The 26,085-nt window shown below is 69.3% G+C and carries 25 protein-coding genes; 19 read left to right on the forward strand and 6 right to left on the reverse strand.

Annotation, left to right across the window (positions count from 1 at the left end; genetic code table 11):
* Nucleotides 1–3: 3 nt before the first annotated feature.
* Genes MLGJGCBP_RS27640 through MLGJGCBP_RS27645 form a run of 3 tightly spaced genes read right to left on the reverse strand, consistent with a single transcriptional unit; the run spans nucleotide 4 to nucleotide 2,510 of the window.
* A complete protein-coding gene (locus MLGJGCBP_RS27640; protein WP_160099476.1) occupies nucleotides 4–1,548 on the reverse strand; it encodes an acyl-CoA synthetase in 1,545 nt (514 codons plus the stop codon).
* Between the two features lie 48 nt (nucleotides 1,549–1,596).
* Entirely contained in the window at nucleotides 1,597–1,719 is a 123-nt protein-coding gene (locus tag MLGJGCBP_RS53280) for a hypothetical protein (protein WP_268960778.1), read from the reverse strand.
* The gene (locus MLGJGCBP_RS27645) at nucleotides 1,677–2,510 is read right to left on the reverse strand and encodes an MFS transporter (RefSeq protein ID WP_236581402.1); all 834 of its coding nucleotides are present in this window, start codon (nucleotides 2,508–2,510) and stop codon (nucleotides 1,677–1,679) included. The genes MLGJGCBP_RS53280 and MLGJGCBP_RS27645 overlap by 43 nt, the downstream gene beginning before the upstream one ends.
* A gap of 259 nt (nucleotides 2,511–2,769) precedes the next feature.
* Between MLGJGCBP_RS27645 and MLGJGCBP_RS27650 the strand changes: the two genes are divergently transcribed.
* From MLGJGCBP_RS27650 to MLGJGCBP_RS27660, 3 genes are read left to right on the forward strand one after another with little or no spacing between them, the layout of a single operon-like run.
* Nucleotides 2,770–3,855 carry a phosphotransferase family protein gene (locus MLGJGCBP_RS27650; protein ID WP_160099478.1) on the forward strand — a complete coding sequence of 362 codons (1,086 nt, stop codon included), beginning with the start codon at nucleotides 2,770–2,772 and terminating at the stop codon, nucleotides 3,853–3,855.
* A 35-nt stretch (nucleotides 3,856–3,890) separates the two neighbouring features.
* Nucleotides 3,891–5,120 (forward strand): acyl-CoA dehydrogenase family protein, encoded by a 1,230-nt coding sequence (locus MLGJGCBP_RS27655; RefSeq protein ID WP_160099480.1) that lies wholly within the window; start codon nucleotides 3,891–3,893, stop codon nucleotides 5,118–5,120.
* Nucleotides 5,117–6,691, forward strand: coding sequence for an acyl-CoA synthetase (locus MLGJGCBP_RS27660; protein WP_160099482.1), 1,575 nt, complete (start codon nucleotides 5,117–5,119; stop codon nucleotides 6,689–6,691). Before MLGJGCBP_RS27655 ends, MLGJGCBP_RS27660 begins: the two co-directional genes overlap by 4 nt.
* A gap of 53 nt (nucleotides 6,692–6,744) precedes the next feature.
* Here the strand turns inward: MLGJGCBP_RS27660 and MLGJGCBP_RS27665 are convergent, their stop codons facing one another.
* The 3 genes from MLGJGCBP_RS27665 to MLGJGCBP_RS27675 are packed head-to-tail and all read right to left on the reverse strand — an operon-like array spanning nucleotide 6,745 to nucleotide 10,095.
* Nucleotides 6,745–8,229: an adenylate/guanylate cyclase domain-containing protein gene (locus tag MLGJGCBP_RS27665; RefSeq protein ID WP_160099484.1), complete on the reverse strand. Its 1,485-nt coding sequence runs from the start codon at nucleotides 8,227–8,229 to the stop codon at nucleotides 6,745–6,747.
* 55 nt (nucleotides 8,230–8,284) lie between these two features.
* The gene (locus MLGJGCBP_RS27670) at nucleotides 8,285–8,908 is read right to left on the reverse strand and encodes a response regulator (protein ID WP_160099486.1); all 624 of its coding nucleotides are present in this window, start codon (nucleotides 8,906–8,908) and stop codon (nucleotides 8,285–8,287) included.
* Nucleotides 8,905–10,095 (reverse strand): sensor histidine kinase, encoded by a 1,191-nt coding sequence (locus MLGJGCBP_RS27675; protein ID WP_160099538.1) that lies wholly within the window; start codon nucleotides 10,093–10,095, stop codon nucleotides 8,905–8,907. The genes MLGJGCBP_RS27670 and MLGJGCBP_RS27675 overlap by 4 nt, the downstream gene beginning before the upstream one ends.
* 159 nt (nucleotides 10,096–10,254) lie before the next feature.
* Here MLGJGCBP_RS27675 and MLGJGCBP_RS27680 point away from each other — a divergent pair, with 159 nt between their 5' ends.
* The 16 genes from MLGJGCBP_RS27680 (at nucleotide 10,255) to MLGJGCBP_RS27755 (ending at nucleotide 25,998) form a co-directional block, all read left to right on the forward strand.
* Entirely contained in the window at nucleotides 10,255–11,295 is a 1,041-nt protein-coding gene (locus tag MLGJGCBP_RS27680) for an ABC transporter permease (RefSeq protein ID WP_160099488.1), read from the forward strand.
* On the forward strand, nucleotides 11,292–12,002 hold the full coding sequence (locus tag MLGJGCBP_RS27685) for an ABC transporter ATP-binding protein (protein WP_160099490.1): 711 nt from the start codon (nucleotides 11,292–11,294) through the stop codon (nucleotides 12,000–12,002). The genes MLGJGCBP_RS27680 and MLGJGCBP_RS27685 overlap by 4 nt, the downstream gene beginning before the upstream one ends.
* A 129-nt stretch (nucleotides 12,003–12,131) precedes the next feature.
* Nucleotides 12,132–13,514: an MFS transporter gene (locus MLGJGCBP_RS27690; protein WP_160099492.1), complete on the forward strand. Its 1,383-nt coding sequence runs from the start codon at nucleotides 12,132–12,134 to the stop codon at nucleotides 13,512–13,514.
* On the forward strand, nucleotides 13,511–15,019 hold the full coding sequence (locus MLGJGCBP_RS27695) for an aldehyde dehydrogenase (RefSeq protein WP_160099494.1): 1,509 nt from the start codon (nucleotides 13,511–13,513) through the stop codon (nucleotides 15,017–15,019). The genes MLGJGCBP_RS27690 and MLGJGCBP_RS27695 overlap by 4 nt, the downstream gene beginning before the upstream one ends.
* A 143-nt stretch (nucleotides 15,020–15,162) precedes the next feature.
* On the forward strand, nucleotides 15,163–16,092 hold the full coding sequence (locus MLGJGCBP_RS27700; RefSeq protein WP_160099496.1) for a VOC family protein: 930 nt from the start codon (nucleotides 15,163–15,165) through the stop codon (nucleotides 16,090–16,092).
* Nucleotides 16,089–16,871 (forward strand): alpha/beta fold hydrolase, encoded by a 783-nt coding sequence (locus MLGJGCBP_RS27705; protein WP_160099498.1) that lies wholly within the window; start codon nucleotides 16,089–16,091, stop codon nucleotides 16,869–16,871. The genes MLGJGCBP_RS27700 and MLGJGCBP_RS27705 overlap by 4 nt, the downstream gene beginning before the upstream one ends.
* Nucleotides 16,872–16,885: 14 nt before the next feature.
* Nucleotides 16,886–17,392 carry a cupin domain-containing protein gene (locus MLGJGCBP_RS27710; RefSeq protein ID WP_087561927.1) on the forward strand — a complete coding sequence of 169 codons (507 nt, stop codon included), beginning with the start codon at nucleotides 16,886–16,888 and terminating at the stop codon, nucleotides 17,390–17,392.
* 2 nt (nucleotides 17,393–17,394) lie between these two features.
* Nucleotides 17,395–18,144: a 3-oxoacyl-ACP reductase family protein gene (locus tag MLGJGCBP_RS27715; RefSeq protein ID WP_160099500.1), complete on the forward strand. Its 750-nt coding sequence runs from the start codon at nucleotides 17,395–17,397 to the stop codon at nucleotides 18,142–18,144.
* 16 nt (nucleotides 18,145–18,160) lie between these two features.
* Nucleotides 18,161–18,943, forward strand: coding sequence for an SDR family oxidoreductase (locus tag MLGJGCBP_RS27720; protein WP_160099502.1), 783 nt, complete (start codon nucleotides 18,161–18,163; stop codon nucleotides 18,941–18,943).
* The gene (locus MLGJGCBP_RS27725) at nucleotides 18,936–20,585 is read left to right on the forward strand and encodes a thiamine pyrophosphate-binding protein (protein ID WP_160099504.1); all 1,650 of its coding nucleotides are present in this window, start codon (nucleotides 18,936–18,938) and stop codon (nucleotides 20,583–20,585) included. Before MLGJGCBP_RS27720 ends, MLGJGCBP_RS27725 begins: the two co-directional genes overlap by 8 nt.
* Nucleotides 20,582–21,712, forward strand: coding sequence for an FAD-dependent monooxygenase (locus tag MLGJGCBP_RS27730; RefSeq protein ID WP_160099506.1), 1,131 nt, complete (start codon nucleotides 20,582–20,584; stop codon nucleotides 21,710–21,712). Before MLGJGCBP_RS27725 ends, MLGJGCBP_RS27730 begins: the two co-directional genes overlap by 4 nt.
* A complete protein-coding gene (locus MLGJGCBP_RS27735; protein ID WP_160099508.1) occupies nucleotides 21,713–22,861 on the forward strand; it encodes an MBL fold metallo-hydrolase in 1,149 nt (382 codons plus the stop codon).
* An 80-nt stretch (nucleotides 22,862–22,941) separates the two neighbouring features.
* A complete protein-coding gene (locus tag MLGJGCBP_RS27740) occupies nucleotides 22,942–23,676 on the forward strand; it encodes an MBL fold metallo-hydrolase (RefSeq protein WP_160099510.1) in 735 nt (244 codons plus the stop codon).
* A gap of 103 nt (nucleotides 23,677–23,779) precedes the next feature.
* Complete coding sequence (locus MLGJGCBP_RS27745) at nucleotides 23,780–24,739, forward strand: PDR/VanB family oxidoreductase (protein ID WP_201453216.1); 960 nt, start codon at nucleotides 23,780–23,782, stop codon at nucleotides 24,737–24,739.
* Between the two features lie 12 nt (nucleotides 24,740–24,751).
* Nucleotides 24,752–24,964, forward strand: a complete 213-nt coding sequence (locus tag MLGJGCBP_RS27750; protein ID WP_005248918.1) for a recombinase-like helix-turn-helix domain-containing protein — start codon at nucleotides 24,752–24,754, stop codon at nucleotides 24,962–24,964.
* Nucleotides 24,965–24,966: 2 nt separating this feature from the next.
* Nucleotides 24,967–25,998 carry an aromatic ring-hydroxylating oxygenase subunit alpha gene (locus MLGJGCBP_RS27755; protein WP_087561932.1) on the forward strand — a complete coding sequence of 344 codons (1,032 nt, stop codon included), beginning with the start codon at nucleotides 24,967–24,969 and terminating at the stop codon, nucleotides 25,996–25,998.
* Nucleotides 25,999–26,085: the final 87 nt, after the last annotated feature.

Below are 26,085 nucleotides of genomic sequence, written 5' to 3' on the forward strand. Positions count from 1 at the left end.
GGTTCAGGCGTGCACCCCGGCGGCGTAGCGGTCCCGTAGCGTGCCCTTGACGAGCTTCCCCGTGGGGGTGCGGGGGAGGTCGTCGCTGAAGACGAGGTTCCGCGGGACCTTGAACCGGGCGAGCCGTCCCCGCACGTGGTCGAGGAGCTTCCCGGCCAGCGCGTCGTCCCCGGTCACACCCGGAACGGTCTGGACCACCGCCAGCACCGATTCGCCCATCTCCTCGTCGGGGACCCCGATCACCGCGACGTCGAGGACGGCGGGATGTTCGGTGAGGGTGTTCTCGATCTCCTGCGGGTAGATGTTGACGCCGCCGGAGATGATCATGAACGACTTCCGGTCGGTGAGGAACAGATACCCGCCCTCGTCGAGGTAGCCGACGTCGCCGGTGGTGGTCCACGTCGGGTGCTGCGGGTGCTGGGCGTCGCGCGTCTTCTCGGGGGCGTTGTGATATTCGAACGGCAGGGTGTCCCGCTCGAAGTAGAGGGTGCCGACCTGGCCCGGTGCGAGGTCGGCACCGTCGTCGCCGCAGATGTGCGCGACGCCGAGCGCGGCGCGGCCGACGGTCCCGGGCCTGCGTAGCCACTCCTCCGAGTTCACCAGGGTCATGCCGTTGAGTTCGGTGGACGAGTAGTACTCCGACAGGATCGGACCCCACCACTCGATCATCTGCCGCTTCACGTCCACCGGGCACGGTGCGGCGGCGTGCACGGCGACGCGCAGGCTGGAGACGTCGTACCGCTCCCGCGTCGGCGCGGGCAGTTTCAGCATGCGGACGAACATCGTGGGCACCCACTGGCTGTAGGTGACGCGGAACTTCTCGATGTACGCGAGCGCCCTCTCGGCGTCGAAGCGGTCCATCACGACGACGGTGCCGCCGAGGGCCTGCACCGACGCGCAGGTGCGGAGCGGCGCGGCGTGATACAGCGGGGCGGGTGACAGGTAGACGGTGTCGGGCGTGACTCCCCACACCGTGGCGTTCATCCCGGTCATGGTGTCGCCCGGGTCCTGGATCTGCCGTGCGGGCAACTCCGGTTTAATGCCCTTCGGGCGACCGGTGGTGCCTGAGGAGTACAGCATGTCCGCCCCGCGTGGCTGGTCGGGAAGCGGAACGTCGGACTCCGTGGCCGCGGCCGCGTCGAGCGAGTCGTAGCCGGGAATCGTTCCCCCGAACGCCAATCGGTGCTCGACACCGGGGGTGAGGGCGGGAAGTTCACCGGCGACCGCGTCGAGTGCGGCATCGACGATCAGCGCCCGGGCACCGCAATCGTCGACGACGTACGCGATCTCCGGTGGCGTGAGATGCCAGTTCACCATGGTGAGGTAGAGACCGGAACGCATGGCGGCCCAGTGGATGTCGAAGATGGCGGGGGTGTTCGTGGCCAGAACCGCGACGTGATCCCCGCGTCGCAGTCCGAGGGCGCGCAGGTGGCGGGCGATGCGGACCGAGCGGGACTCGAGTTCGGCGAAGGTGACCGTCTGCCCGGTGCCTGCCATGATCACGGCCGGTTTGTCGGGTGTGGTGGCAGCATGAGCGCCGGGATACATGGTTACTCCCATTCGTGGTGGATCTCGGGTGGTGAATTCGTCTCGGCGTCAGCCGAGTTGCTCCTGCGCGACCTTGGAGCGGCGTGCCACGCCGGCCACCGAGATCAGTCCGATCACCGCCGCCACGATCACGAAGACGGCGGGGGAGAGGATGTTTCCGGTTTTCGCCACGAGCCAGACGGCGACGAAGGGGGCGGTGCCGCCGGCAATGACGACACCGAAGTTCCAGCCCATCGCGACACCGGTGAAGCGGACGTCCTTGTCGAACAGCAGCGGCATGAGCGTGTACGAGCCGACCTGGGCTCCGGGGTGCGTTCGTAGCCGAGGCTCTTCATCAGATGGATGCTCATGTAGGTGAGGCCGATGTACGCGGTTCCGTTGCACGCCACTCTGATTCCGACCGACTGCAGGAGGGCGAGCGGCTGACGCCGGAAGACGGCGACAACGGGTGCCTGCGCCGGTCCGGAATCGGCGTCGTCATCGTGGGTTTCCTGGACCCGGGTGCGGGCCCACAGGCAGAGCAGCGTCAGCGGCAGCGCGAGAAGGAACGGCACCCGCCATCCCCAGCTCTCGAGTTGCACGTCGGTGGTGAATGCCGACACCGTGCCCGCGACCGCGGTGGCCATCGCGAACCCCATCGTGGAGCCGAGCGGGGTGAACGCGCCGTAGGTGGCCTCGAGATGCCGCGGCGCCGATTCGGAGATGAACGTGGCCGAGCCGCCGACCTCGCCGCCGGCCGAGAATCCCTGGACCATCCGGACGAAAACGAGCAGCACGGTGGCCCAGATCCCGGCCTGCGCGTGGGTGGGCAGGAATCCCATCGCCATGCTGCCGAGGCCCATGCAGGCGAGCGTCGCGAGGAGGGCCTTCTTCCGTCCGAACCGGTCGCCGATGTGCCCGAACACGATGCCGCCGAGCGGACGCATGAGGTAGGCGGTGCCGAACGCGGCAGTCTTCGGCACGCCATTCGGTGGTGGCAGCAGACCCGGTCAACTGGTCCGTCATAGGTGTCCTGACCTTTCGGGATGGCTGAGACGTGCATCACTTCCGGTGGATCATGCCAACTGAACGATCGCTTGGCAAGCACTTCGACTTCGAGGATTCGCAGCTGGTATTTGCAGAATATCGGGATGTTGACTTCCGGAGCTCGTTCGGCTGATGATGGGAACTGGCCGAACGAGCGTTTGGCTGAGCATCGAAGCACTGGAAAGGACGCAGCGGATGACGACGTCCCACGCCGAAGCGGACACCCACCAGGGCCGGGAGGATTCGGCAGGCGTCGATCTCACCGCCCTCACCCACTACCTCGACGGCGCACTCGACGGCGGCGTGAGCGGCGACCTCACCGTCTCGCTCATCAGCGGCGGCCGCTCCAACCCCACCTACCGGGTCGCCGACGCCGACCGGACGTGGGTCCTGCGACGGCCCCCGTACGGGCATGTCCTGCCGAGCGCCCACGACATGAAACGCGAGTTCACCGTGATCCGGGGGCTGGCCGGCACCGCCGTCCCGGTGCCCGAAACGGTGCTGCTGTGCGAGGACGCGGACGTGCTCGGCGCGTCGTTCTACCTCATGGAACTCGTGGACGGCATGTCCGTCGGGACCGTTGAGCAGGCGTCCGCACTCACCCCCGGCGAGCGTCGCCGGCTCGGACTGGATCTGGCCGACACCCTGGCCGCACTCCACGACGTCGACCCGGACGCGGTCGGGCTCGGCTCGTTCGGCCGCCCCGACGGCTACCTGGAACGCCAACTCGACCGGTGGTCCCGGCAATGGGAGGCCTCGCGCGGCGCCGATCGTCCCGAGGTGGCCGTGCTGCTCGACAAACTGCGCCGCGCGCTGCCCACCTCGCACTTCCCGGGCATCGTCCATGGCGACGTCAAACTCGACAACGTGCTCGCGTCCCGGGGCGACGCCGGGAAGATCGTCGCCGTCCTGGACTGGGAAATGGCAACCCTCGGCGACACCCTCGCCGACGTCGGGATCATGCTGAGCTTCTGGGACCAGCCCGGAGCGGTCGACAACCCGGTGACCAAGGGCCTCGCCCGACTCGACGGATTCCCCACCCGCGCCGAACTTCTCGACCGCTACGCCGGCAAGCGTGGCATCGAGATCCCCGACATCGACTGGTACACGGTGTTCGCCGACTTCAAGATCGCCGTCATCCTCGAGGGCATCAACGCCCGGCACGCGCAGGGCGACACCGTCGGTGGGGGTTTCGACGACGTCGGCGACATGGTCGGCCCGCTGCTGCAGCGCGCGCTCGATCTCGCCGCGGCGTCGCCCGTGTCCGAACTTCGCCGCTGACCGCGGCATCACCGAAACAGATTGGAGCCACCGAAGTGGAATTCGAGTACAGCCCGAAAGTCGTGGAACTGCAGGCGAAGCTGACGAAGTTCATGCAGGAGCGGGTGCTGCCCGCCGAGGCGATCGCCGAGGAGCAGCTCGCGTCCAAGCCGGACCACTGGGGTGCGCCGCCGATCGTGGCCGACCTGAAGGCCGCCGCCAAACGCGAGGGCCTGTGGAACCTCTTCCTCCCCGCCCGCGAGGGCGCGGGCCTGACCAACCTCGAATACGCGCCGCTCGCCGAACTCACCGGCTGGAGCCCGCTGATCGCCCCCGAGGCGTTCAACTGCAACCCGCCGGACACCGGCAACATGGAACTGCTGCACCTCTACGGCACCGACGAGCAGAAGCAGGAATGGCTCGCCCCGCTGCTCGACGGCGAATTCCGCTCGTGCTTCTCGATGACCGAACCGGACGTCGCGAGCTCGGACGCCAACAATGTCCGCCTCGAGATCGCCGAGGACGGCGACGACTGGGTGCTGACCGGGCGCAAGTGGTGGTCCACGGCGGCGCTGCGCGACGACTGCCGGGTGGCCATGGTCATGGGTGTCACCGATCCCGACGCCCCGATCGGCAACCGGCACAGCATTGTTCTCGTCCCGATGGGCACGCCCGGCCTGACCATCGTCCGGTCCACCACCGTGCTCGGTTTCGCCGACCGTCACGAGGGCGGCCACGGCGAGGTCGTCTTCGACAAGGTCCGCGTCCCCAAGGCGAATCTCCTCGGTCCGCGCGGCAAGGGCTTCGCCGTCGCGCAGGCCCGGCTCGGTCCGGGGCGCATCCACCACTGCATGCGACTGATCGGGATGGCCGAGCGGGCCATCGCACTGATGACCGAACGCGCGCGCACCCGCGTCGCGTTCGGTAAGCCCCTCGCGGACGAGGGTGTCGTGCAGGCGACCGTCGCGGACGCGCGGATCCACCTCGACGCCGCCCGGCTGCTGGTGCTGCGGGCCGCGTGGCGGATGGACGTCGAGGGGACGAAGGCGGCCCGCCACGACATCGCCGCCGCCAAGGTGATGGTCCCGCTGACGGTCAAGCGGATCGTCGACGACGCGATGCAGATCTTCGGCGGCGCCGGGCTGTCGCAGGACACGATCCTGCCGGTCCTGTACGCGCAGGCCCGGTTCCTGCAGATCGCCGACGGCCCCGACCAGGTGCACCGCCGCTCGCTCGCCCGCGCGGAGTTCGCCGCCACCCCCGTCCTGAGAGAAGTCCGCGGGTGACCGACGACAGGACGCGCGCCCGGCAGCAGAGCATCGGCGACATTCCCCGTCGTTCCGCGGCGCGTTTCCCGCACAAGCTCGCCGTGGTGCATCGCGACGTCCGGCTGACGTTCGCCGAATTCGACGCCGTGATCGACCGGGTCGCGGCGGCCCTGCACGCCGAGGGGCTGAAACAGGGCGACCGGCTGGCGTTGCTGTCGCACAACTGCTGGCAGTACCCGGTGCTGAACTTCGCGACCGCCCGGCTCGGGGTGGTCCTCGTCCCCATCAACTTCATGCTCACCGGCGGGGAGATCGGGTACATCCTCGACGATTGCGCCGCCGACGCGTTCGTCGTCGAGGACGCACTGGTGCCCGTCGCCGAGACGGCCCTCGCGGAATCGAAGGGAAGCGTCCGGGTGCGGGCGGCGATCCCGCTGTCCGGGGCGGTGGTTCCGGACGGGTGGGTCTCGGTGGCCGGTTGGACGGACGGTGCGTTCGGTTCGCCACCCGAGGTGTTCGTGGAGGACGACGACGTCGTCCGCATCATGTACACGTCGGGCACCGAATCGCGGCCGAAAGGCGCGATGCTCACCAGCCGGTCGCTGATGTGGCAGTACATCAGTTGCATCGTCACCGGCGGCATGAGCAGCGACGACGTGGAGGTGCACGCACTGCCGCTGTACCACTGTGCTCAGCTCGACAACTTCCTCAGCACCGACATCTACCTCGGTGCGACGAGCATCATCGTCGACGGACCCGACCCCCGAGTGTTGCTGCGCACCATCGAGACCGAGCAGGTGACCAACCTGTTCTGCCCTCCGACTGTGTGGATCTCGCTGCTGCAGTCGCCCGACTTCGAGAACACCGACCTGCGGTCGCTGCGCAAGGGCTACTACGGGGCGTCGCCGCTGCCGCTGGAGATCCTGCGGGAGATGAACCGCCGACTGCCGGGCATCCGGTTGTGGAACTTCTACGGGCAGACGGAAATGGCGTCGCTCGCGACGGCACTCGGGCCGGAAGACCAAGAGACACGCGGTGGTTCGGCGGGGAAGCCCGCCCTCAACGTGGAGACGCGGATCGTGGACGACCGCAACCAGCCGCTGCCCGCGGGCGAGGTCGGCGAGATCGTGCACCGCAGCCCGCACGCCACCGTCGGCTACCTCGGGCAACCCGAGAAGACCGCGGAAGCGTTCGCCGGCGGCTGGTTCCACTCCGGCGACCTCGGCTACCTCGACGAGGACGGCTACCTGTGGGTGGTCGACCGCAAGAAGGACATGATCAAGACCGGCGGCGAGAACGTCGCCACCCGCGAGGTCGAGGAAACGCTGTACGAACTCGACGGCGTCGGTGAGGCCGCCGTGTTCGCGGTGCCGCACCCCCGGTGGATCGAGGCGGTCGCCGCCGTCGTGGTCCCGTCCGCCGGCGTCCAACTCGACGAGAAGGACGTCGTCGAGCACTGCCGCACCCGGCTCGCCGGCTACAAGGTGCCCAAATACGTGATCGTCGCCGACTCCCTACCGAAGAACCCGAGCGGCAAGATCCTCAAACGCGTCCTCCGAGACACTTTCGGTTCCATTGCCCAAGACTGAGGTGACGTGAGTGGCAAAGCGTGGTCGGGCACGCTTTGCCACTCACCTGGGGATCAGCGGGACAGCCGGCGCTGCCTCGCATAGGCCACGCCGACGAGCGCACGCAGTGCCTGCGGTGCCCGTTTCGCGGTCCGCAGGACGGCCTGGTCGATCATGCTCAGCTTCGGTGCGAGTCGCGGGACGGTCCGGGGCGCGTGGTCGGCGTCGGTGAGCGAATACAGGGGCCACCGGCCCGGCACGCCCTTCAGTTCGCGTTCGCCCACGTCGGCGAACCGCAGTCCCGACCCCACCACGAGGTCGCGCACGGTCCGCGACACCAGTACCTCCCCGGCCCCGGCCGCGGAACCGATGCGCGCGCCGACGTGGACGGTCATCCCGCTGACGTCGGGTCCGTTCCGCTCGACCTGTCCGGTGTGCACGCCGGCCCGCACCTCGAGGCCGAGGGGGCACGCGTCGTCGACGACAGTCTGCGCGCACCGAACCGCCGCGGTGGGGCCGTCGAAGATGCTGAACGTGCCGTCGCCCGCCACGTTGAGGAGGCGTCCGCCCGCGTTCTCCACCGCGTCGCGGACCTGCCGTTCGTGGGTCGCGCGGAGTTCGCGGTAGGCGGCGTCGCCGATCCGGGCGAGCACCTGCGTCGACCCGACGACGTCGGTGAACAGCACGGACGCGACGAACTGTCCGGCGTCCGGTGTCGGGTGCCCGCCGGTGGCGACTTGCTCGACGTGGTCGATGATCGGCTTCCACGCCTCACCGAGCGACGCGCCGGATTGCGCAGGCGGCAGCAGGTGGAAGGTGCCGCGCGGAATATGGGTGGCGACGTACTGCGAGGCCGTCGCGGGGACAGGACTACCGGAGACGAGCAGCACCCGGGCCGGGCACTGGATCGACGGCAGAATGTCCGAGTAGTCGAGGCGGAAGATCCACTCCATGTGGGCGCGCGCGACGGCCGGCGTCGCGGAGTTCCGCTCGAGCATCGCCATCAGCCGCCGGTTGAACGGGGAATCCTCGCGGGGATCCCACAGCGGCACGCTGGCGCCCGACCCCCACGACTCCGTGGCCGCGCGCCATGCGGCGACGAACTGGTCCCGCTCGGTGACCGTCCAGCCGTCCGGTACGTGGTCGCCGCCGATCAACCGCTCGGCGAACGGCTGGATCAGCACCACCCCGGTGACCCGCTCCGGCGTCCGCGCCGCCACGAGCGCCACGGCGCCGCTCGCGCTGGCCACACCCACCAGCATTGCCTCGCGCATCCCGATCGCGTCCATCACCGCGACGATGTCGTCGGCCTGCTCCTCGAGCGTCGGCAGGTGGTCGACCGGTTCGGACAGCCCCAGCCCCCGCTGCTGGAAATACGCGGTGCGGGCGAACGTGCTGCCACGTTCCATCAGGTAGTGGATCTGCGGGTCGGTCCACATGAGGTCGAGATGCATGTTGATCTCGAACAGCCACACGACGTCCAGCGCGCCGCCGCCCACCACCTGATACGCCAGCGCGTGTCCGTCCCGCTGGATGTACTGGACGACCGGTGGGTCCATTTTCCCAGCGTAAACGCATGTGAGCGGCAAAGTGTGCGTCCGGACGCTTTGCCGCTCACCTGGGGATGGTGCCGAGCTCCCGGGCCCGGGCGATTGCGGAGGTCCGAGACTTGACCCCGAGTTTGCCGAAGATGTGGACGAGATGGGACTTCACGGTCGTCTCGGAGAGGAACAGTTCCTTCCCGACCTCCCGATTGGATCGCCCGGCGGCCACCAGTGTCAGCACCTGGATCTCCCGCGGGCTGAGGCTGGTGGCCGGTCGGCGGACGCGTGTCATCAGTTTCGACGCCACGGCGGGGGACAGCACGCTGTCGCCGGCCGACGCGGCCCGGACGGCGGCGAGCAGTTCGGGCGGGGGCGTGTCCTTCAGGAGATACCCGGCGGCGCCGGCGGCGATCGCGTCGAGGATGTCCGCATCCGTGTCGTAGTTCGTGACCACCAGCACGTGCGGCGGGTTCGGCAGCGACCGCAGGTTCCGGGTGGCGTCCACCCCCGACGTGCCTGCGCCGAACCGGAGGTCCATGAGCACGAGGTCGACGGGGGTCGTCGCACACAACGCCACGGCGTCGTCGGCGATGGCTGCCTCGCCGACCACCTCGATGTCGTCCTCGTGCTCGAGCAGGGCGCGCAGTCCCGCGCGCACGATCGCGTGGTCGTCGGCGAGCAGCAGTCGGATCATGCGCCGGCCTCGAGCGGGAACGACACCGCGACCGCGGTCAGTCCCGGCTCCGACTCCACCGACATCGACCCGTCGAGCAGCTCGACGCGACGGCGAATCGAATTCAGCCCGAACGCTTTCGGCGGTTCGCGGTCGAGAAGTTCGACGTCGAAGCCGATGCCGTCGTCGACGACGTCCAACCGGACCGCATCCTCGTAGTACGTGAGGGTGACCGCCATCCGGGACGCCTGCGCGTGCCGGACCACGTTCGAAACCGCACCCTGCGCGATCCGCACCAACGCCGCCTCGACGGGCATCGGCAACCGCACCGGATCCCCCACGACGACGGCGATCGTGTCAAAGGTGTCGCTCCGCGCCTGCGTGCAGATCCGCGCGAGCGCGTCCGCCAGCGACTGCCCGTCGAGGACGGCGGGTGTGAGATCGCCGATGAGCTGCCGGGTTTCGGCGAGGCTGTCGGCGGCGGTCTCCCGCGCCAACCGGATACGGTCCCGGGCGGGGTGGCCGGGATCTGCGCGTTCCGCGGCGTGGAGCAGCATCAGAATGCTCGACAGGTCCTGCGCGACGGTGTCGTGGATCTCGCGTGCGAGCCGCTCGCGTTCGGCCAGGGAACCGGCGGCGCGTTCCTGCTCGGCGAGTTCGGCTCGGGTCCGGGTCAATTCGTCGATGAGGCGATCGCGTTCGACCGCCTCCCGGTACAGCGCCCGGTAGCCGAGGCCGATCGCCACCGCGACGCACGCACCGATCACCGGACCGACGACACCCGCGACGCTCCAGCCGCGGTGCATTGCGGTACCTGCCACCGCAACCACGGTCGCGGCTGCGACCGCCAGGACTCCCCAACGTCGCGGCAGCAGGTGCAGGTACAGGAAGAACAGTCCGAACGCGAGATAGGCGGCGTCGGGGGCGAGGACCATCAGTGCCACCCACAGTGCCGTCAGCGCCGCGAGCCACCAACCCCCGCGCAGGCGTCGCGTCGCCCCCGCCGCGTACACCGCGAGAAACGCCAGCGACAGCACCACGATGGCCGGCGCGTTCGGCGCGTCCAGGAGGACGGCACGCAGGATCACGACTGCAATGAGCGCCGCGGTCAGCGCGTGCAGTCCGAGTTGGAGTCCCGCGAACACGGGAGTGAGCGGGGAGTGGTGCACCCCGTCCAGCTTATCGACGTGAGCGCACCCGGCATCCATCGAAAGTCGGAACTCGCACCCGACCTTCGACCGCCGGGAATTCCATCCCACGTGCGATGGAACCGCGCCGCGCCGGGGGCACGGTGAGTTCGGAGGCCGTGAGCGCCGCCCCGGCCCGCATCGACTGCGGCGCCGGTCGTGATCTGGAGAGGACCATCTGTGTTCGTCGCATCGAGAGACCTGCGTGCCGCGCGTGGTCGCTTCGCGCTGATATCCGTCGTCGTGGTGCTGATCGCGCTGCTCGTCACGTTCCTCAGCGGACTCACGGCCGGACTGCGCCACCAGAACGTGTCCGTCGTGGAACGAATCGACGCCGAGTCGGTGGTCTTCGCGGCCTCCGACGACGGTCCGTCGTTCGACGAATCCGCGCTGACGTCCGAGCAGGTGGCCGTCTGGCAGCGGAGTGCCGACTCGGTGCACCCGATCGGCGTGGGACGAGGCTCGGCGTCGGCACCAGGAGGTGCGACGAAGGGGGTGGCACTCGTCGGCGCGGACGGCGGTGTGGGCGACCGCGCACCGTCCACGCCGGGAACGGTGATCCTCGGGGACGGCGCGGCCCGGTCGCTCGGGGTATCCGCCGGCGACACGGTGACGATCGGTGGCCGGGCGTTCACTGTCGCCGCGATTCGTGGCGACGACTGGTACGGCCACAGCCCGGCCGTGTGGATGACGCTCGCCGACTGGCAGCACGCGAACCCGCGCGGGGGTGCCGCGACGGTGCTCGCGGTGTCGGGCGGGGACGACGCCACGAACTCCGTCGCGGGGACGACGTCCCGCACCGTGGCCGACTCCTTCTCCGCCATCGGCTCCTACACGTCCGAGAACGGGTCGCTGACGTTGATGACGGTGATGCTGTTCGCGATCTCCGCGCTGGTGATCGGCGCGTTCTTCACGGTCTGGACACTCCAGCGCACCCCCGACGTCGCGACGCTGAAGGCGCTCGGTGCGTCGACTGCATCGCTCGTGCGGGACGCGCTCGGGCAGGCGCTCGTCGTCCTGCTCGCCGGCGTCAGTGGCGGTGTCGGGTTGGCGGCGGTGGCCGGGTCGATGATCGGCGACGCGGTGCCGTTCGTGCTCGACCTCTCCACCACCCTCCTGCCCGCCACCGCCCTCGTCGGACTGGGCCTCCTCGGCGCCGCCTTCGCACTCCGCTTCCTCTTCACCACCGACCCCCTCACCGCCCTCGGGAGCACCCGATGACCACACCCGCCCTCACCCTCGACGACGTCACCCTCACCTACCCGGACGGCGCCGGACGCGTCACCGCCCTCGACTCGGTGTCGCTGACCCTCGGCCGGGGTGAGATCGCCGCGATCACCGGTCCGTCCGGTTCCGGAAAGTCGACGCTGCTCGCGGTGGCGTCGACCCTGATCCGGCCCGACTCGGGCTCCGTCCGGTTGGGCGACACCGAACTCACCACGCTCAGCCGGCGCGAGGCGTCCACACTGCGCCGCGACCGGATCGGCATCGTGTTCCAGCAGTCCAACCTGGTGTCGTCGCTGACGGCCCTCGAACAACTCGAGGCGATGGCGCATCTCGGGCAGCGGTTGTTCGTGCCGCGGCGGGCGGGGCGCGCGAAGGCTCGCGACCTGCTCGACGCCGTCGGCCTCGCAGATCACGCCGGGAAGCGGCCTGCGCAGTTGTCGGGTGGGCAGCGGCAGCGGGTCAACCTCGCCCGGGCGCTGATGAATGATCCGTCGCTGCTGGTCGTCGACGAGCCGACCAGCGCGCTCGACCAGGAACGGGGCGCCGCGATCATGGATCTGATCCTCGGCGTCGTGCGAGAACGCGAGGTCGCGACGCTGCTGGTGACCCACGACCGCACGCATCTGTGCAGAATGGATGCAGTCCACCGCGTGGTCGACGGCTCACTCACCTGTGAGTACTTGTTAACCGCGGAGGGTTAACAAGTACTCACGGGTGTGAAATGTATGTTTCGTTCAAAGTCAAGGGTTGACGTTTCTCATGTGCGTGAGATTACATCTTAGCGGTAAGCCTTTAAGGGCTTAAGTAAATGCCTCGACCCGACCCTGAGGATGCTCATGACGACGGTATCGCCCGCCATGGCTGCCACAGCTGAGATGATCAGCGCACGACTCGAACGCCTGCCGATGAGCAGGTGGCACATCAAGGCCCGCGTCATCGTCGGCGCCGTCACGTTCTTCGACGGCTTCGACCAGCTGATGATCGCGTATTCGCTCCCCGTCCTCACCCCCAAGTGGGGCCTGACCCCCGGCGACATCGCCTGGGTGATCGCCATCGGCGGCATCGGCATGCTCATCGGTGCCCTTGCCGGCGGCTGGTTCGCCGACCGCGTAGGCCGGCTCAACGTCATCATCGCCTCGCTCGCGCTGTACGCCGTGATGAGCCTCGGCATGGCGTTCACCGACTCCCTGGAACTCTTCCTCGTCTTCCGATTCGTGCAGGGCATCGGCCTCGGTGCCGAGGTCCCGGTGGCCGCGAGCTACATCGGCGAGATCACCAAAGCCCACAAGCGCGGACGATTCGTGCTGCTCTACGAGGTGATCTTCCCGATCGGGCTCGTCATGTCGGCGATCGTGTCGGCGTGGGTGGTCCCGAACTTTGGCTACAAGATCCTGTTCGCGCTCGGCGCCCTGCCCGTGATCCTGCTGCCCATGCTGTGGAAGTTGCCGGAGTCGCCGCGCTGGCTCGCCTCCCGCGGACGCCACGAAGACGCCCACGACGCCATGACGCGCATCGAGAACGAGATCACCCAGAAGTACGGCAAGACGCTCCCGGCTCCGCAGCCGTTGCCCGCCGTCGCCGTCGACGATCGCCACGGGCGGTTCCGCGAAGCGTTCCAGGGCGTCTACCTGCGCCGCACGCTGATGCTCGCCGCGATCTGGGGCTGCGCCTACTTCGTCAACTACGGCATCGCGTCCTGGCTGCCGACGCTCTACCACTCCGCTTTCAATGTCAGCGTCGGCACCGCGCTGCACTACAGCATCGTCACCAGCGTCGCCGGTCTGATCGGCTGCGTCCTGGTCGCGTTCCTCATCGACAACCTCGGACGCCGCATCTGCATCACCGCGTCGATGGTCCTGTGCTCGTCGCTGCTGTTCCTGCTCGCCGCCACCGGCGCCGACACCGCGACGAAGGTCCTGTTCTGGTCGGCCGGATCGGCCCTGTTCGTCTTCGCCGTCAACATGGCGCTCTACGTGTACACCGCGGAGCTGTACCCCACCCGGATGCGGGCCATCGGCTGCGCCATCGGCGGAGCCAGCGGACGCCTCGGCATCATCATCGGACCCCTGGCCGTCGGAGCCATCCTCGACGGCGGCGGCACGCTCACCGTCGTCTTCGGAATGTTCTCCGCCGTCGCCCTGATCGGTGCCCTCGTCGTCGGCTTCTTCGCCGTCGAGACCCGCGAGAAGACCCTCGAGGAGATCTCCCAGTGACCGTTCTCGACACCGCACCACAGACACTGCCGTTCGTCCCGGTCGCCGACCGGATCCTCGTCGCCGGAGAGTGGCGGCAGGCGAGCGGCCCCGCCTTCGCCGTCACCGACCCGTCGAACGGCGACACCCTCCAGGTGATCCACCAGGCGACCGCCGACGACGCCGACGAGGCGGTCCGGAAGGGCCGCGCCGCCGCCGACGACCCGGCGTGGCGCGCGCTGCTCCCGCACCAGCGGGCGAAGTACCTGCACCGCATCGCCGACGCCATCGAGGCGAACACGTCCCGGCTCGCGCTGCTGCAGAGCTACAACACCGGCAAGACGGTCGCCGAGACCACCGCACTCGTCGGCAGCGCGGCGGGCACGTTCCGCTACTTCGCCGGCGTCCTCGAAACCGCGGACGACGACCTCACCGCCCCGCGCGGCAACTTCCTGACGATGAGCGTTCTCGAGCCCATCGGCGTGGTCGGCGCCATCGCACCGTGGAACTCGCCGGTGGCCAGCGACGCGCAGAAGATCGCCCCCGCCCTGGCGGCAGGCAACGCCGTCGTCCTCAAGCCCGCCGAGTGGACGCCGCTGGTGTCGCTCGAACTGGCGCGGCTGATCGACGAGTCGGGATTGCCGAAGGGCCTGCTGTCGGTGCTGCCCGGCAAGGGTTCGGTGGTCGGCGACGCCATCGTCACCCACCCCGGCGTCGGGAAGGTGACGTTCACCGGCGGCACCAACACCGGACGCTCCATCGCCCACGCGGCAGCCGACAAGCTGATGCCCGTGTCGCTGGAACTCGGCGGAAAGTCGCCGACGATCGTCCTCGATGACGCCGACCTCGACGCCGCCGTGAACGGCGTGATGTACGGGATCTTCTCGTCCACCGGACAGAGTTGCATCGCCGGATCCCGCCTGTTCGTCGACCGCCGCATCTACGACCGGTTCGTCGAGAAACTGGTGGCCAAGACGACCCGGCTCCGCCTCGGACCCGGCCGCGACCCCGACACCCAGGTCGGGCCGATGGTCCACCGCAAGCACCGCGACAGCGTCGCCGCCTACGTGGACCTCGCTCGCGAAGAAGGCGGTCGGGTGCTGTGCGGCGGGGTGATCCCCGACGACGAGCGGCTGCGCGACGGCGCCTACTACCTGCCGACGATCATCGACGGGCTGCCCAACAGTTCACGCACGTGCCAGGAGGAGATCTTCGGACCCGTCCTGGTGGTGCTGCCGTTCGACGGCGAAGCGGATCTCGTTGCACAGGCCAATGATTCGGTGTTCGGGCTGGCGTCGGGAATCTGGACCGGCGACTACCGCCGCGCCTGGAAACTCGCGCGTCGACTCCAGGCCGGCACCGTGTGGATCAACACGTACAAGCAGTTCAGCATCTCCACGCCGTTCGGCGGCGTCAAGGAGAGCGGACTCGGGGTGGAGAAGGGGCGCAGCGGTATCGCCGCCTACTCCCGGCAGAAGAGCATCTACTGGGGCCTCGACGAGGAACCCAACCCGTGGGCTGATTGAGCGACCCGCTCGTGGGCTGATTGAGCGACCCGCTCGTCGGCAAATTGATCTAGTAGGTCGGCCGGAAAGAAATTCGCGTCACCTCTGTACGACCTATTACTTTAGCGCTAAGATATTGAGACCTAAGCAACTGGAGGCTTGCGATGAACCAACCCATAGCCCGGCTGCGGTGCCTGCGCTCCGTCGAACTGCGCACACAGGCCAGCCTCGAATCCACCGATTTCTACTCGGAGGTGTGGGGACTGCGCGTGGTCGAACAGGGCGCGAACGGTGCCTGGCTGCGGGGAACCGGTGAGCACCACCACGCGCTGCAACTCACCCAGGCCGAGCGGAACGGCCTCGGCCGCATCACGTTCGCCGTCGCCACGCCGGCCGAGGTCGACGAGGCCGCCCGCAGGCTCGAACTGCGCGGCGTCCCGATCGTCAGCGGTCCTGGGCCGGTCGACGACCTCGGCGGCGGCTACGGCGTGAGCCTGGTCGACCCCGAGGGGCGCGTCGTCGAACTGCTCGCCGACGCACTCGCGGTCCCCAGGCTCGGCCGCGACGACGCCGTCCCGGTCGGTGTTACGCACGTCGTCCTCAACACCGTCGACATCGATGCCGCGGTGAAGTTCTACTGCGACATCCTGGGCATGCGGGTCTCCGACTGGTCCGAGCACCAGATGGCGTTCCTGCGTTGCAACACCGACCATCACAGCATCGCGTTCAACCAGGCCGAGTGGACGTCGGTGAACCACGTCGCCTACGAGATGCCCACCGTGGACCACTTCATGCGCGGCATCGGCCGGTTGCGGCACCACGGCACCGTGCCGCTGTGGGGTCCGGGCAAGCACGGTCCGGGCGACAACACGTTCTCCTACTTCGCCGATCCGGCGGGGCTGGTGTGCGAGTACACGTCCGGCATCGCGCAGGTCGACGAGGACCGGTGGCTGTGCAAGGTGTGGCGCCGGGTTCCGGAACTCTCCGACCTGTGGGGCACCGCGGGCCCGCCGTCCACGCAGGTTCGCGACCACATGGCCGGCATCCCGGACCCCGGGGCGTTCGAGCGGTTCGACCTCGGGCGGGCGTCGTGACGCACGTCGTCGAATCCGGGTCCGGTCCCGCGCTGCTGATGCTGCACGGGATCGGCGGCAGCGCCGACAGTTTCGCGCCGCAGTTCGACGAACTCGCGGGATCGCTGCGACTGCTGGCCTGGGACGCTCCCGGCTACGGTCGCAGTGAGGATCCCGGACGTCCGTTCGACCTCGACGACTACGCCGACGCCGCCGCCGACGTGATCCGCGACCGGTGCGGCGACGCGGGGGCGCACGTTCTCGGAATGTCGTGGGGCGGCGTGATCGCCACCCGGCTGGCGTTGCGTCACCCCGGCCTCGTGCGGAGTCTGCTGCTCGGCAGTTCCACCGTCGGCTCGGGAACGGATGGCGAGGCCGCCGACCGGATGCGCGCCCGGGCCGCGACCCTCGAACGGGAGGGTGCGGAAGCCTTTGCTGCCGAACGGGCCCCGCGACTGCTGTCCGGAACCGCCGGCGACGAACTGACGGCGAAAGCAGCGGCCATCATGGCGTCGTCCATCCGGCTGCCCGGCTACGGGTACGCCGCGGAGTCGATGGCCGCCACCGACCACACCGCCGATCTGCCGAAGATCGACATCCCCACCCTCGTCCTCGGCGGCGACGAGGACCGGGTGACCGGGATTCCCGCGAGTCAGGTTCTCGCGGGCGGAATTCCGGGCGCCGTGTTCGTCACCATCCGCGGTGCCGGACACCTCGCCAACCAGGAGCGACCGGACGCGTTCGACGCCTGGGTCGAATCCTTCATCCACATCACCGAACGCCTGCGCAACCACGTCTAGAGAAGGAGCACAACATGACACTCGAATACGGCACCGCCGACCTGAAGGAATTCACCGACTCGCTGATCCTCACCCGCGGCTCCCGCCACGAGGACTGGGACACCCTGGGCTTCCAGGCCAAGGCAGGCGACCAGTTCAAGCGCGCGCAGATCCGCTACGTCGGCTCCGGCGCGACCGGCAACCACGAGAACGACAACCGCACCATCGCGTCGCAGGGATTCACGTTCTCCAACATGCTGCTCCCCCCCGGCGCCGAGGGCCCGGAGCACACCCACCACGACGCCGAAGAGGCCTTCTTCGTGCTCGAGGGTGAGGTGGAGGTCGGCGTCCACCGCGACGGCCAGGTCGAGAAGCGCACCCTCGGCTACCGCGACATGATCGTCGTCCCCGCCGGCGTACCCCGCAGCCTGAAGAACAACGGCGACAAGGACGCCCTGTTCTGCGTCATCATCGGAGCCCAGAAGCCGCAGATCCCGACGTACCCCGAGACGTCGGCCATGCACGGCGTGACCCGGGACTGATCGTGAGTCTCGACGGACGCAGCATCCTCGTCACCGGGGCGGGGCGGGGTCTCGGCCTCGCCCTGGCCCGCCGGCTCGGCGAGGACGGCGCCACCCTGTGGCTCGCCGACATCCGCGAGGACTGGGGCGAGGCCGCGGCGGAAAGCCTGCGCGCGGACGGCGTCAAGGCGCAGTTCGCGCGGGTCGATCTCCGCGACGCGGAGTCCGTCGACGCGATGGCGGCCACCGTCACCTCCGGTGGCCCGCTGTACGGCCTCGTCAACAACGCGGCCCTCGCGGACGGCGTGGGCGGCAAACCGATTCACGAACTCGACATCGACGAGTGGGACCGTGTGCTGGGCGTGAACCTGCGCGGCACGTTCCTCGTGAGCAGGGCGATCGTTCCCGCCATCATCGGGAACGGAGGCGGACGCGTCGTCACCATCGGCTCCGACGCCGCCCTGTACGGTTCGCCGAGGCTCGCCCACTACATCGCATCCAAGGGCGGGGTGGCCGCACTGACCCGCGCCATGTCACGCGACCTCGGCCCGCACGGCATCACCGTCAACACCGTGTCGCCCGGTCTGACCGAAAGCGAATCGGCGCAGAAGGTTCCGGAGCACCGGCACGAGCTGTACAGACTCAACCGCGCGCTCGAACGGCCGCAGCAGCCGTCGGATCTCGTCGGCGCCGTCGCGTTCCTGATGGGACCGGAGGCTTCGTACATCACCGGCCAGCAACTCGTCGTCAACGGCGGATTCGTCCTGCACTAGAGAAGGGGACCACGTCGTGGACCTGCAACTGAAAGACCGCACCCACCTGGTGACCGGCGGAAGCTCGGGAGTCGGGCTCGCCACCGTCGCACTGCTGCTCGAGGAGGGTGCCAACGTCGTCACCTGCGCGCGCGACCGCGACCGGCTCGACTCCGTGCTCGCGCCGCTGCCCGGCAGCGACCGCGTCCTGACCGCGTCCTGCGACGTCCGGGACCCGGCCGCGGTCGCCGCACTGGTCGAGGCGGGTGTCGCCCGGTTCGGCGGCCTCGACGGTCTGGTCAACAACGCAGGCAAGTCCCGCATGGTCCCGCGCGGTGAGACGACGCTCGACGACTGGCGCGACGAACTCGACCTCAAGTTCTCCAGCGTCCTCAACACCGTCGACGCGGCACTGCCGGCGCTGCGCAAGTCCGACGCCGCCTCCATCGTCAACATCTCGGCGGTGCTCGCGCGTCAGCCCGAGCCGCGGCTGGTCACCACCAGCGCCGCCCGCGCCGGTCTGCTGAACCTCAGCAAGTCGCTGTCGCTGGAACTCGCGGCCGACGGCATCCGCGTCAACTCGGTGTCGCTCGGACTCGTCGACACCGGTCAGTGGCGACGCCGCTACGAGGAATCCGGCACCGACGCCACCTTCGCCGAATGGGAGGCGGAGATCGCCCAGGACCGCGGCATCGGCCTCGGCCGGTTCGGCCGCGCCGACGAGGTGGCCGCCATGATCGTGACCCTGCTGTCCCCCCGCTCGTCGTACGTGACGGGCACCAGCCTCGACGTCTGCGGAGGCGTCGCGCGCTATGTCTGAGAGGAACACCATGTCGGTAGGAAACGGGGGCGACCTGCTCGTCCAGGTGCTGCGTGAGGCCGGTGTCGATACCGTCTTCGGCATCGTGAGCGTGCACAACCAGCCCCTGGTGCAGGCGGTCGCCAAGCACCTGCGGTTCGTGCCGGTCCGGCACGAGGCCACCGCCGTCAGCGCCGCCGACGGATACGCCCGGGCCACCGGGGGATTGGGCTGCGCTCTCACGAGCACCGGGACGGGTGCCGGTAACGCGGCCGGGTCGCTGATCGAATCGCTCAGCGCCGGAACGTCGGTGCTGCACGTGACGGGCAACGTCGAGAGCCGCTACCTGGGATCGGGTCGCGGGTTCATCCACGAGACCAAGGATCAGCTGGGGATGCTGACGGCGACGTCGAAGCACGCCGCCACCATCCTCGACACCGACAGTGCCGGAAAGGTGTTGCGGGAAGGCGTCGCCGCCGCACTCGCCGCGCCCGGCGGGCCGTCGAGCATCGAATGGCCCATCGACCTCCAGTACGCGGACCACGTCCTCGACGTGGTCGAGCCGGTGACGGAGTCGCCGCGCACCCCGGACGCCGACGAGTTGGCCGTCGCGTTCGCGTTGCTGCGGTCCGCGGAATGTCCGGTGATCTGGGCGGGCGGCGGTGTCGCACGCGCAGGGGCAGAGCTGATCGCACTGGTGGAGCAGTGGGGAGTCCCGTTGCTCACCAGCAACTCCGGGCGCGGTGCCGTGCCGGAGGACCACCCGCTGTGCATCGGCAACTACGGCAACACCCCGGCCGGGCGCGAACTCCTCGCGGACGCCGACCTGCTGCTGTCGCTGGGCACCCACTTCCGGTCCAACGAGACCGGCGACTACTCCATGCCCGTCCCCGCCGTGCACGTGCAGGTCGACCTCGACGCGGCCGCGATCGGACGCGTCTACCCGGCGCAGGCCGGCGTGACCGCCGACGTCGCGACGTTCCTGCGGTCGCTGCCCGAACTGGCCCCGGTCGACGCGTCGTGGACCGAACGCGGCCGGGCGACACGGGAACTGGTCCGCACCCGGCAGCGCGACGGGCTCGGCGACCACGCCGTGCTGTGCGACGCCGTCCGCGCCGCGTTCCCCAAGGACTCCGTGATCGCCCGCGACGTCACCATCGCGTCCAGTTCCTGGGGCAACCGGCTGCTGCCGATGTTCGACCCCAGGTCCAACGTCTTCCCCCGCGGCGGCGGCATCGGGCAGGGCCTGGGCATGGCCATCGGTTCCGCACTGGCCGACGAGACCCGCCCCACCCTGGCGCTCGTCGGCGACGGCGGCCTGGCCGTCCACTTCGGCGAGATCCTCACCATGGCGCAGGAGAAGCCGTGGCTGGTGCTGCTCGTGTTCAACGACGGCGGCTACGGCGTGCTCCGCAACATGCAGCAGGGCGGCGGCGAAGACACGTACGCCGTCGACCTCGTCACCCCCGACTTCCCGTTGCTGGCACAGTCGATCGGCGTGCCCTACCTGCGGATCGGTGGTGCGGCCGAGGCGCACAGCGTGCTCGCCGACGCCGTGTCCCGGCAGGCCCCCGTGATCGTCGAGGTCGACCTCGCCGCGTACGGCGAGATGCCCGCCCCGTTCACGCCGCCCGTCACCGTCCCCGGAAAGGACCCGAAATGACCACAGTTGCGGTGTGCGGCGGCGGAATCGGCGGGCTCGCCACGGCGATCGCCCTCCGGAAGTTCGGCCTCGACGTCACGGTCTACGAGCAGACGCGGCAGTTCGCCCGCGTCGGCGCCGACATCAACCTCACACCCAACGCCGTCCGGGCGCTCGACGGACTCGGTGTCGGGCCGGCGATCCGCGACTCCGCCGCCCGGCCGCAGTTCCGGATCAGCCGCACGTGGGACACGGGCGCCGAGACGTCCCGGCTGCCGATGGGCGACAGCGCGGAACAGCAGTACGGCGCACCACAGTTGACCATGCACCGCGGCGATCTCATGACCGCGCTCGAGGACCGGCTGCCGTCGGGGACCGTCGAAATGGGCCGCCGAGTCGGCGGCGTCGCGGACGGGCGCATCGAGTTCACCGACGGCAGCACGGCTTCGGCCGACGTGATCGTCGGTGCCGACGGCATCCACTCCGCGGTCCGGACGGCGCTCCTCGGGCCGGATCAGCCGACGTTCACCGGCGTCGTCGCGTTCCGGGCCGTCGTGCCCGCCGATCGCGTGGGGACGGTGCCGAACCTCGACTGCTTCACCAAGTGGTGGGGGCCCGACAGTTCGACGCAGATCGTCACGTTCCCCCTCAACCAGGGCAAGGACATCTTCGTCTTCGCCACCTGCGGCCAGGAGGAGTGGACCGAGGAATCGTGGACCACTCCCGGTTCCGTCGCCGAACTGCGCGAGCTGTACCGCGACTTCCACCCGGAGGCGCGGGCCTTGCTCGACGCGTGCGACGACGTCCTCAAATCGGCTCTCTACGTGCGGGACCCGCTGGCGTCGTGGACCGATGGCCGGTCGGTGCTCCTCGGCGACGCCGCGCACCCGATGATGCCGTTCATGGCGCAGGGCGCGGGCATGGCCATCGAAGACGCCGTCGTCCTCGCCCGCTGCCTGAGCCTGTTCGACGACCCCGCGGTTGCGCTGCAGACCTACCAGGAGACCCGGCTGGAGCGGACCTCCCGCATCCAGCGCGGCTCACGGTCCAACGAATGGCTGAAGGTGGCCGGCAACGGCGACTGGGTGTACGAATACGACGCCTGGCAGGTGCCGTTGGAGTTGGCCGCGGCCCGAGCGGACGCGTAGGTGGAACCGGTTGGCCGACACACGCTGTCGAGGCGCCGGGCGCTGGCCCTGCTGGGTTCCGCCGCCACCGCCGTCGCCGCGACCAGTTGCGCGTCGCACACCTCCGATGCGCAGCCGAGCGGGGCGACGCCACCGGACGCCTACGAGCTGTCCGGTGACGTCGACGGCTACACGACGACGCTGACTCTGCTCGGAACCGCGGCCGGACCCATCGCCGTGCCGGGACGCAGCGGCGCGTCCAGCGTGCTGGTCGTCGGAGACCGGCCGTATCTCATCGACGCGGGTCCGTGGTCGAGCCGCAAGCTGATCCAGGCCGGCATCTCCGCCGATTCGCTCGGCGGCGTCTTCGTCACCCACATGCACAGCGATCACATCGCCGACCTGGTCAACGTGTTCTGGCTGGTCGGTGGCACGCCGTCGTACACGGCCCGGGGTGTCGTGCCCGTCTACGGACCCGGTTCGGCGGGAGCCCTGCCGACGCCGCGGGCGGGCAAGACCATTCCGGTCCGGAATCCGCTCACACCCGCGCCCGGGCTGAGCCAGCTCTTCACCGGCGTCCTCGACGCCTACGCGTACGACATCAACATCCGGAACGCGGAGAAGGGCGCCGGCACCGACTACAACCGCATGTTGTCGCTGCACGACGTGCTGCCGCCGGATTCGTCGGGCGCGTCCGCCGAGAACACCGCGCCGGAGATGGAACCGTTCCCCGTGTTCGAGGACGACCGGGTGCGGGTCACCGCGACGCTGGTCCCGCACGGTCCCGTCTACCCGTCGCTGGCCTACCGGTTCGACACCGAGGACGGTGCCGTCACGTTCTCCGGCGACACCGCGAAGTCGCCGAACCTGGTTCGGCTCGCGCAGGGATCCGACATCCTCGTCCACGAGGTGATCGACGTCGACTTCTACGCCGCGACTTCGGGTCCGGCGCTGGTCGAGCACATGATTCAGGCGCACACCACCGCGCAGGACGTCGGACGCGTCGCCACCGACGCCGACGTCCGCCAGGTGGTGCTCTCCCACATCGGGCCGGGCGACCCCCGGCAGGTCACCGACGACCAGTGGGAGCGTGGCGTGAAGTCCACGTTCGCCGGTGCCGTCACCGTCGGGCACGATCTGGTCCGGATCGGCGTCGGGCAGCGGCGGTAGCGGCCCGGCTGCATCTTGCGCGGTGCTGCCGTCCCGAGAAAGCTTGACGTCACGAGACCGCGACGTGATCGGAGCCAGGGATGGACACCACGATTACCGAGATCGCTCCCGACATCTACCGGCTGTCCACGTATCTGGACGAGCCGAACCTGATCATGAACCAGTTCGTCGTCGACGGTGAGGAACCGCTGCTGTTCCACACCGGTCAACGCGCGCTGTTCCCGGCCGTGTCCGAGGCGGTCGGCCGGCTGATTCCCCTCGACCGGCTGCGGTGGATCACGTTCGGGCACGTCGAGGCCGACGAGTGCGGCGCGATGAACTCGTGGCTGGCGGCCGCGCCGAACGCGGAGGTCGCGCACGGGGCGATGGGGTGTTTCGTGCAGGTCAACGACCTGGCCGATCGCGCGCCGCGTCCCCTGCAGTACGGCGACGTGCTGGAGACCGGCACCAGGCGGGTCCGTCACCTCGACACCCCGCACGTTCCGCACGGGTGGGACGCCGGGCTGATATTCGAGGAGACGACGCAGACGCTGTTCAGCGGCGACCTGTTCACCGCGTTCGGCCATCACCCTGCGATCACCGAGGAAGAGATCGTCGGACCGGCCATCGCGGCCGAGGACATGGGAAGCGCGACGTGCCTGACGCCGGCGCTCGGGCCCACGATCCGGGCGCTCGCCGATCTGGAACCGCTGCTGCTGGCGCCGATGCACGCGCCGGTGTTCGCCGGTGATTGTGCGCGGAGTCTGCGTGACCTCGCGCAGGCGTACGAGGAGCGGATGGCGGCCGAGACCGCGCGGTACTGCGAAGCCGAATAATTGCCCCGCGAATTTCCCCTCGACTGTGGCGCAGAATACATCTTAGTGCTAAATTATTGAGCACTAAGGAACTACGCCTTCGGGTCGAGCTTGGGAGTGAGCGATGACAACAGACGCAGACACCGTCCCCATGATGGTGCGTCAGATGCGGGTCGAGTCCTCGGGCGTCGTCTCGCTCCGTCTCGAACGGCAGGACGGCGGCGCGGTCGACCGGTGGACGCCCGGCGCCCACCTGGACCTGCACCTGAACCGCGGGATCGTCCGGCAGTACTCCCTCTGCGGAGACCCTGACGACAAGACCGGGTACCGCGTCGCGATCCTCCACGAGGTGAGCGGCCGCGGCGGTTCCCGGCACGTCCACGAGACGCTGCGGCCCGGCGACAGCCTGTCGGTGAGCGCGCCCCGCAACAACTTCGAACTCCTGCCGTCACCGCGCTACGTGTTCATCGCGGGCGGCATCGGCATCACGCCGATCCTCGCGATGATCGGCGAGGCCGAACGCATGGGCGCCGAGTGGGAACTGCACTACGGCGGCCGCGCCCGCACGTCGATGGCGTTCCTCGACGAGCTGTCCCCGTACGGCGACCGCGTCCACGTCGTCACCGAGGAGGCCGACGGCATCCTCGACCTCGGCGGCATCCTCGGCACCGCCCGCGAGGAGACCCTCGTCTACGCCTGCGGTCCCGAGGGTCTGCTCGGCGCGGTCGAGGGATTCGCCGGCTCCTGGCCGGACGGCGCGATCCGGCTCGAACGGTTCAAGGCCAAGGAGATCCCCGCCGACACCCTCGCGGGCGACCGTCCAGTCCGCGTGATCTGCGAACGATCCGGCATCTCGGCCACCGTCGCGCCCGACCGGACCATCCTCGAAACCCTCGAGGAATCCGGCGTCGACGTCCCCAACTCCTGCCGCGAAGGCATCTGCGGAACCTGCGAAACCCGCGTGCTCGCCGGCACCCCCGACCACCGCGACTCCCTGCTCTCCACCTCCGAGCAGGAGTCCGGCACCACCATCATGATCTGCGTTTCCCGCGCCCGCTCCGACGAGCTCGTGCTGGATCTCTAGAAGGGAAGAACCATGAGCCTGTATCTGCAACCACGCCAGTCCGGCACGGCGCCCACCCCGTACGAACGGAAATTGGCCGGGGCGATCGAAGAGGTCTTCGGCACCGGGGTGCACCACCTCGAGGGCCTGGTGAAGGGGCTGAACGCCCTCGGCATCCACAGTCCCGGCGGCGACGCCTGGACCACCGACACTTTCACGGACGAGATCCGACGGATGGGGGCCTGACCATGGTGAACCGACTGCACAAGGCGGCGCTGACCGGCGACGAGATCTTCGCGACCGGGATGCGCGACCAGTGGCACGCGGTGTGCCCGTCCGACTTCGTCGCGCGCGGCGACATGAAGAAGATCCGCCGCCTCGGCGAGGACTGGCTGCTGTTCCGTCAGTCCGACGGCACCCTCCGCATGCTCGCCGACCGCTGCCCGCACCGCGGCGCCCCGCTGTCGCAGGGGCAGCACCTCGGCGACCGCGTCGCCTGCCAGTATCACGGTGTGCAGGTCGACGGCGACGGCACCGTCGTCTCCGTCCCCGGAATGCCCGGGTGCAACCTCGAAGGCAAGCGGCTGGTGACCAGTCTCCCCGTGCGGGAAGTGGCCGGCGCCGTGCTCGCCTGGTTCGGCACCGACCCCGACGCCGAACCCGCACCCCTCGAACTGCCCGAGCGCCTCACCGACGACGGCATCTCGCACTTCCTCTGCTACGCGGAGTGGAAGGCGCCGTGGCGGTTCACGCTGGAGAACCTGCTCGACCCGATGCACGGGGCGTTCCTGCACCGGGAATCGCATTCGATGTTCGGCGGGGAGACGTCCGCGAAGTTCCGGATCCGCGAGACCGACCGCGGGTTCTTCTTCGAGAAGACCGACCAGCGGGGCGTGAACTTCGACTGGGTCGAATTCTGCCGGACCGGCATCGACTGGGTGGATCTCGAGATCCCGTACCCGCCGACCGCGGGCCCGGGCGGATCGTTCGGCATCGTCGGCATGGGAACGCCGATCGACGCCGAGACCACCGCCGTGTTCTTCTGGCGCTACCGCCGCGTCGAGGGCTGGGAGCGCGACGTCTGGCGGTTCCTGTACCGCACCAAGCTCGAGGAACGGCACTGGGTGGTGCTCGAGCAGGACCGCACCATGCTCGAGGCGATGGCATTCGACGCGGACCAGGCGGAGAACCTGTACCAGCACGACCTCGGCGTCATCCGGCTCCGCAGGCTCTACCGGGCGCAGGCCGAGGCCCAGGCGAAGGCGCTCCAGGAGGCGTAAGGTCGCGCGGGTTGACTCGAGTGAAATGTCAACTAAGAATGTGTGACGGCCGACACGTCGGGCGCCGGCCGGGTGCGAGGAGGCGCG

Origin of the sequence: Rhodococcus sp. T7 (genome assembly GCF_009872365.1) — a bacterium.
Lineage (GTDB): Bacteria > Actinomycetota > Actinomycetes > Mycobacteriales > Mycobacteriaceae > Rhodococcus_F.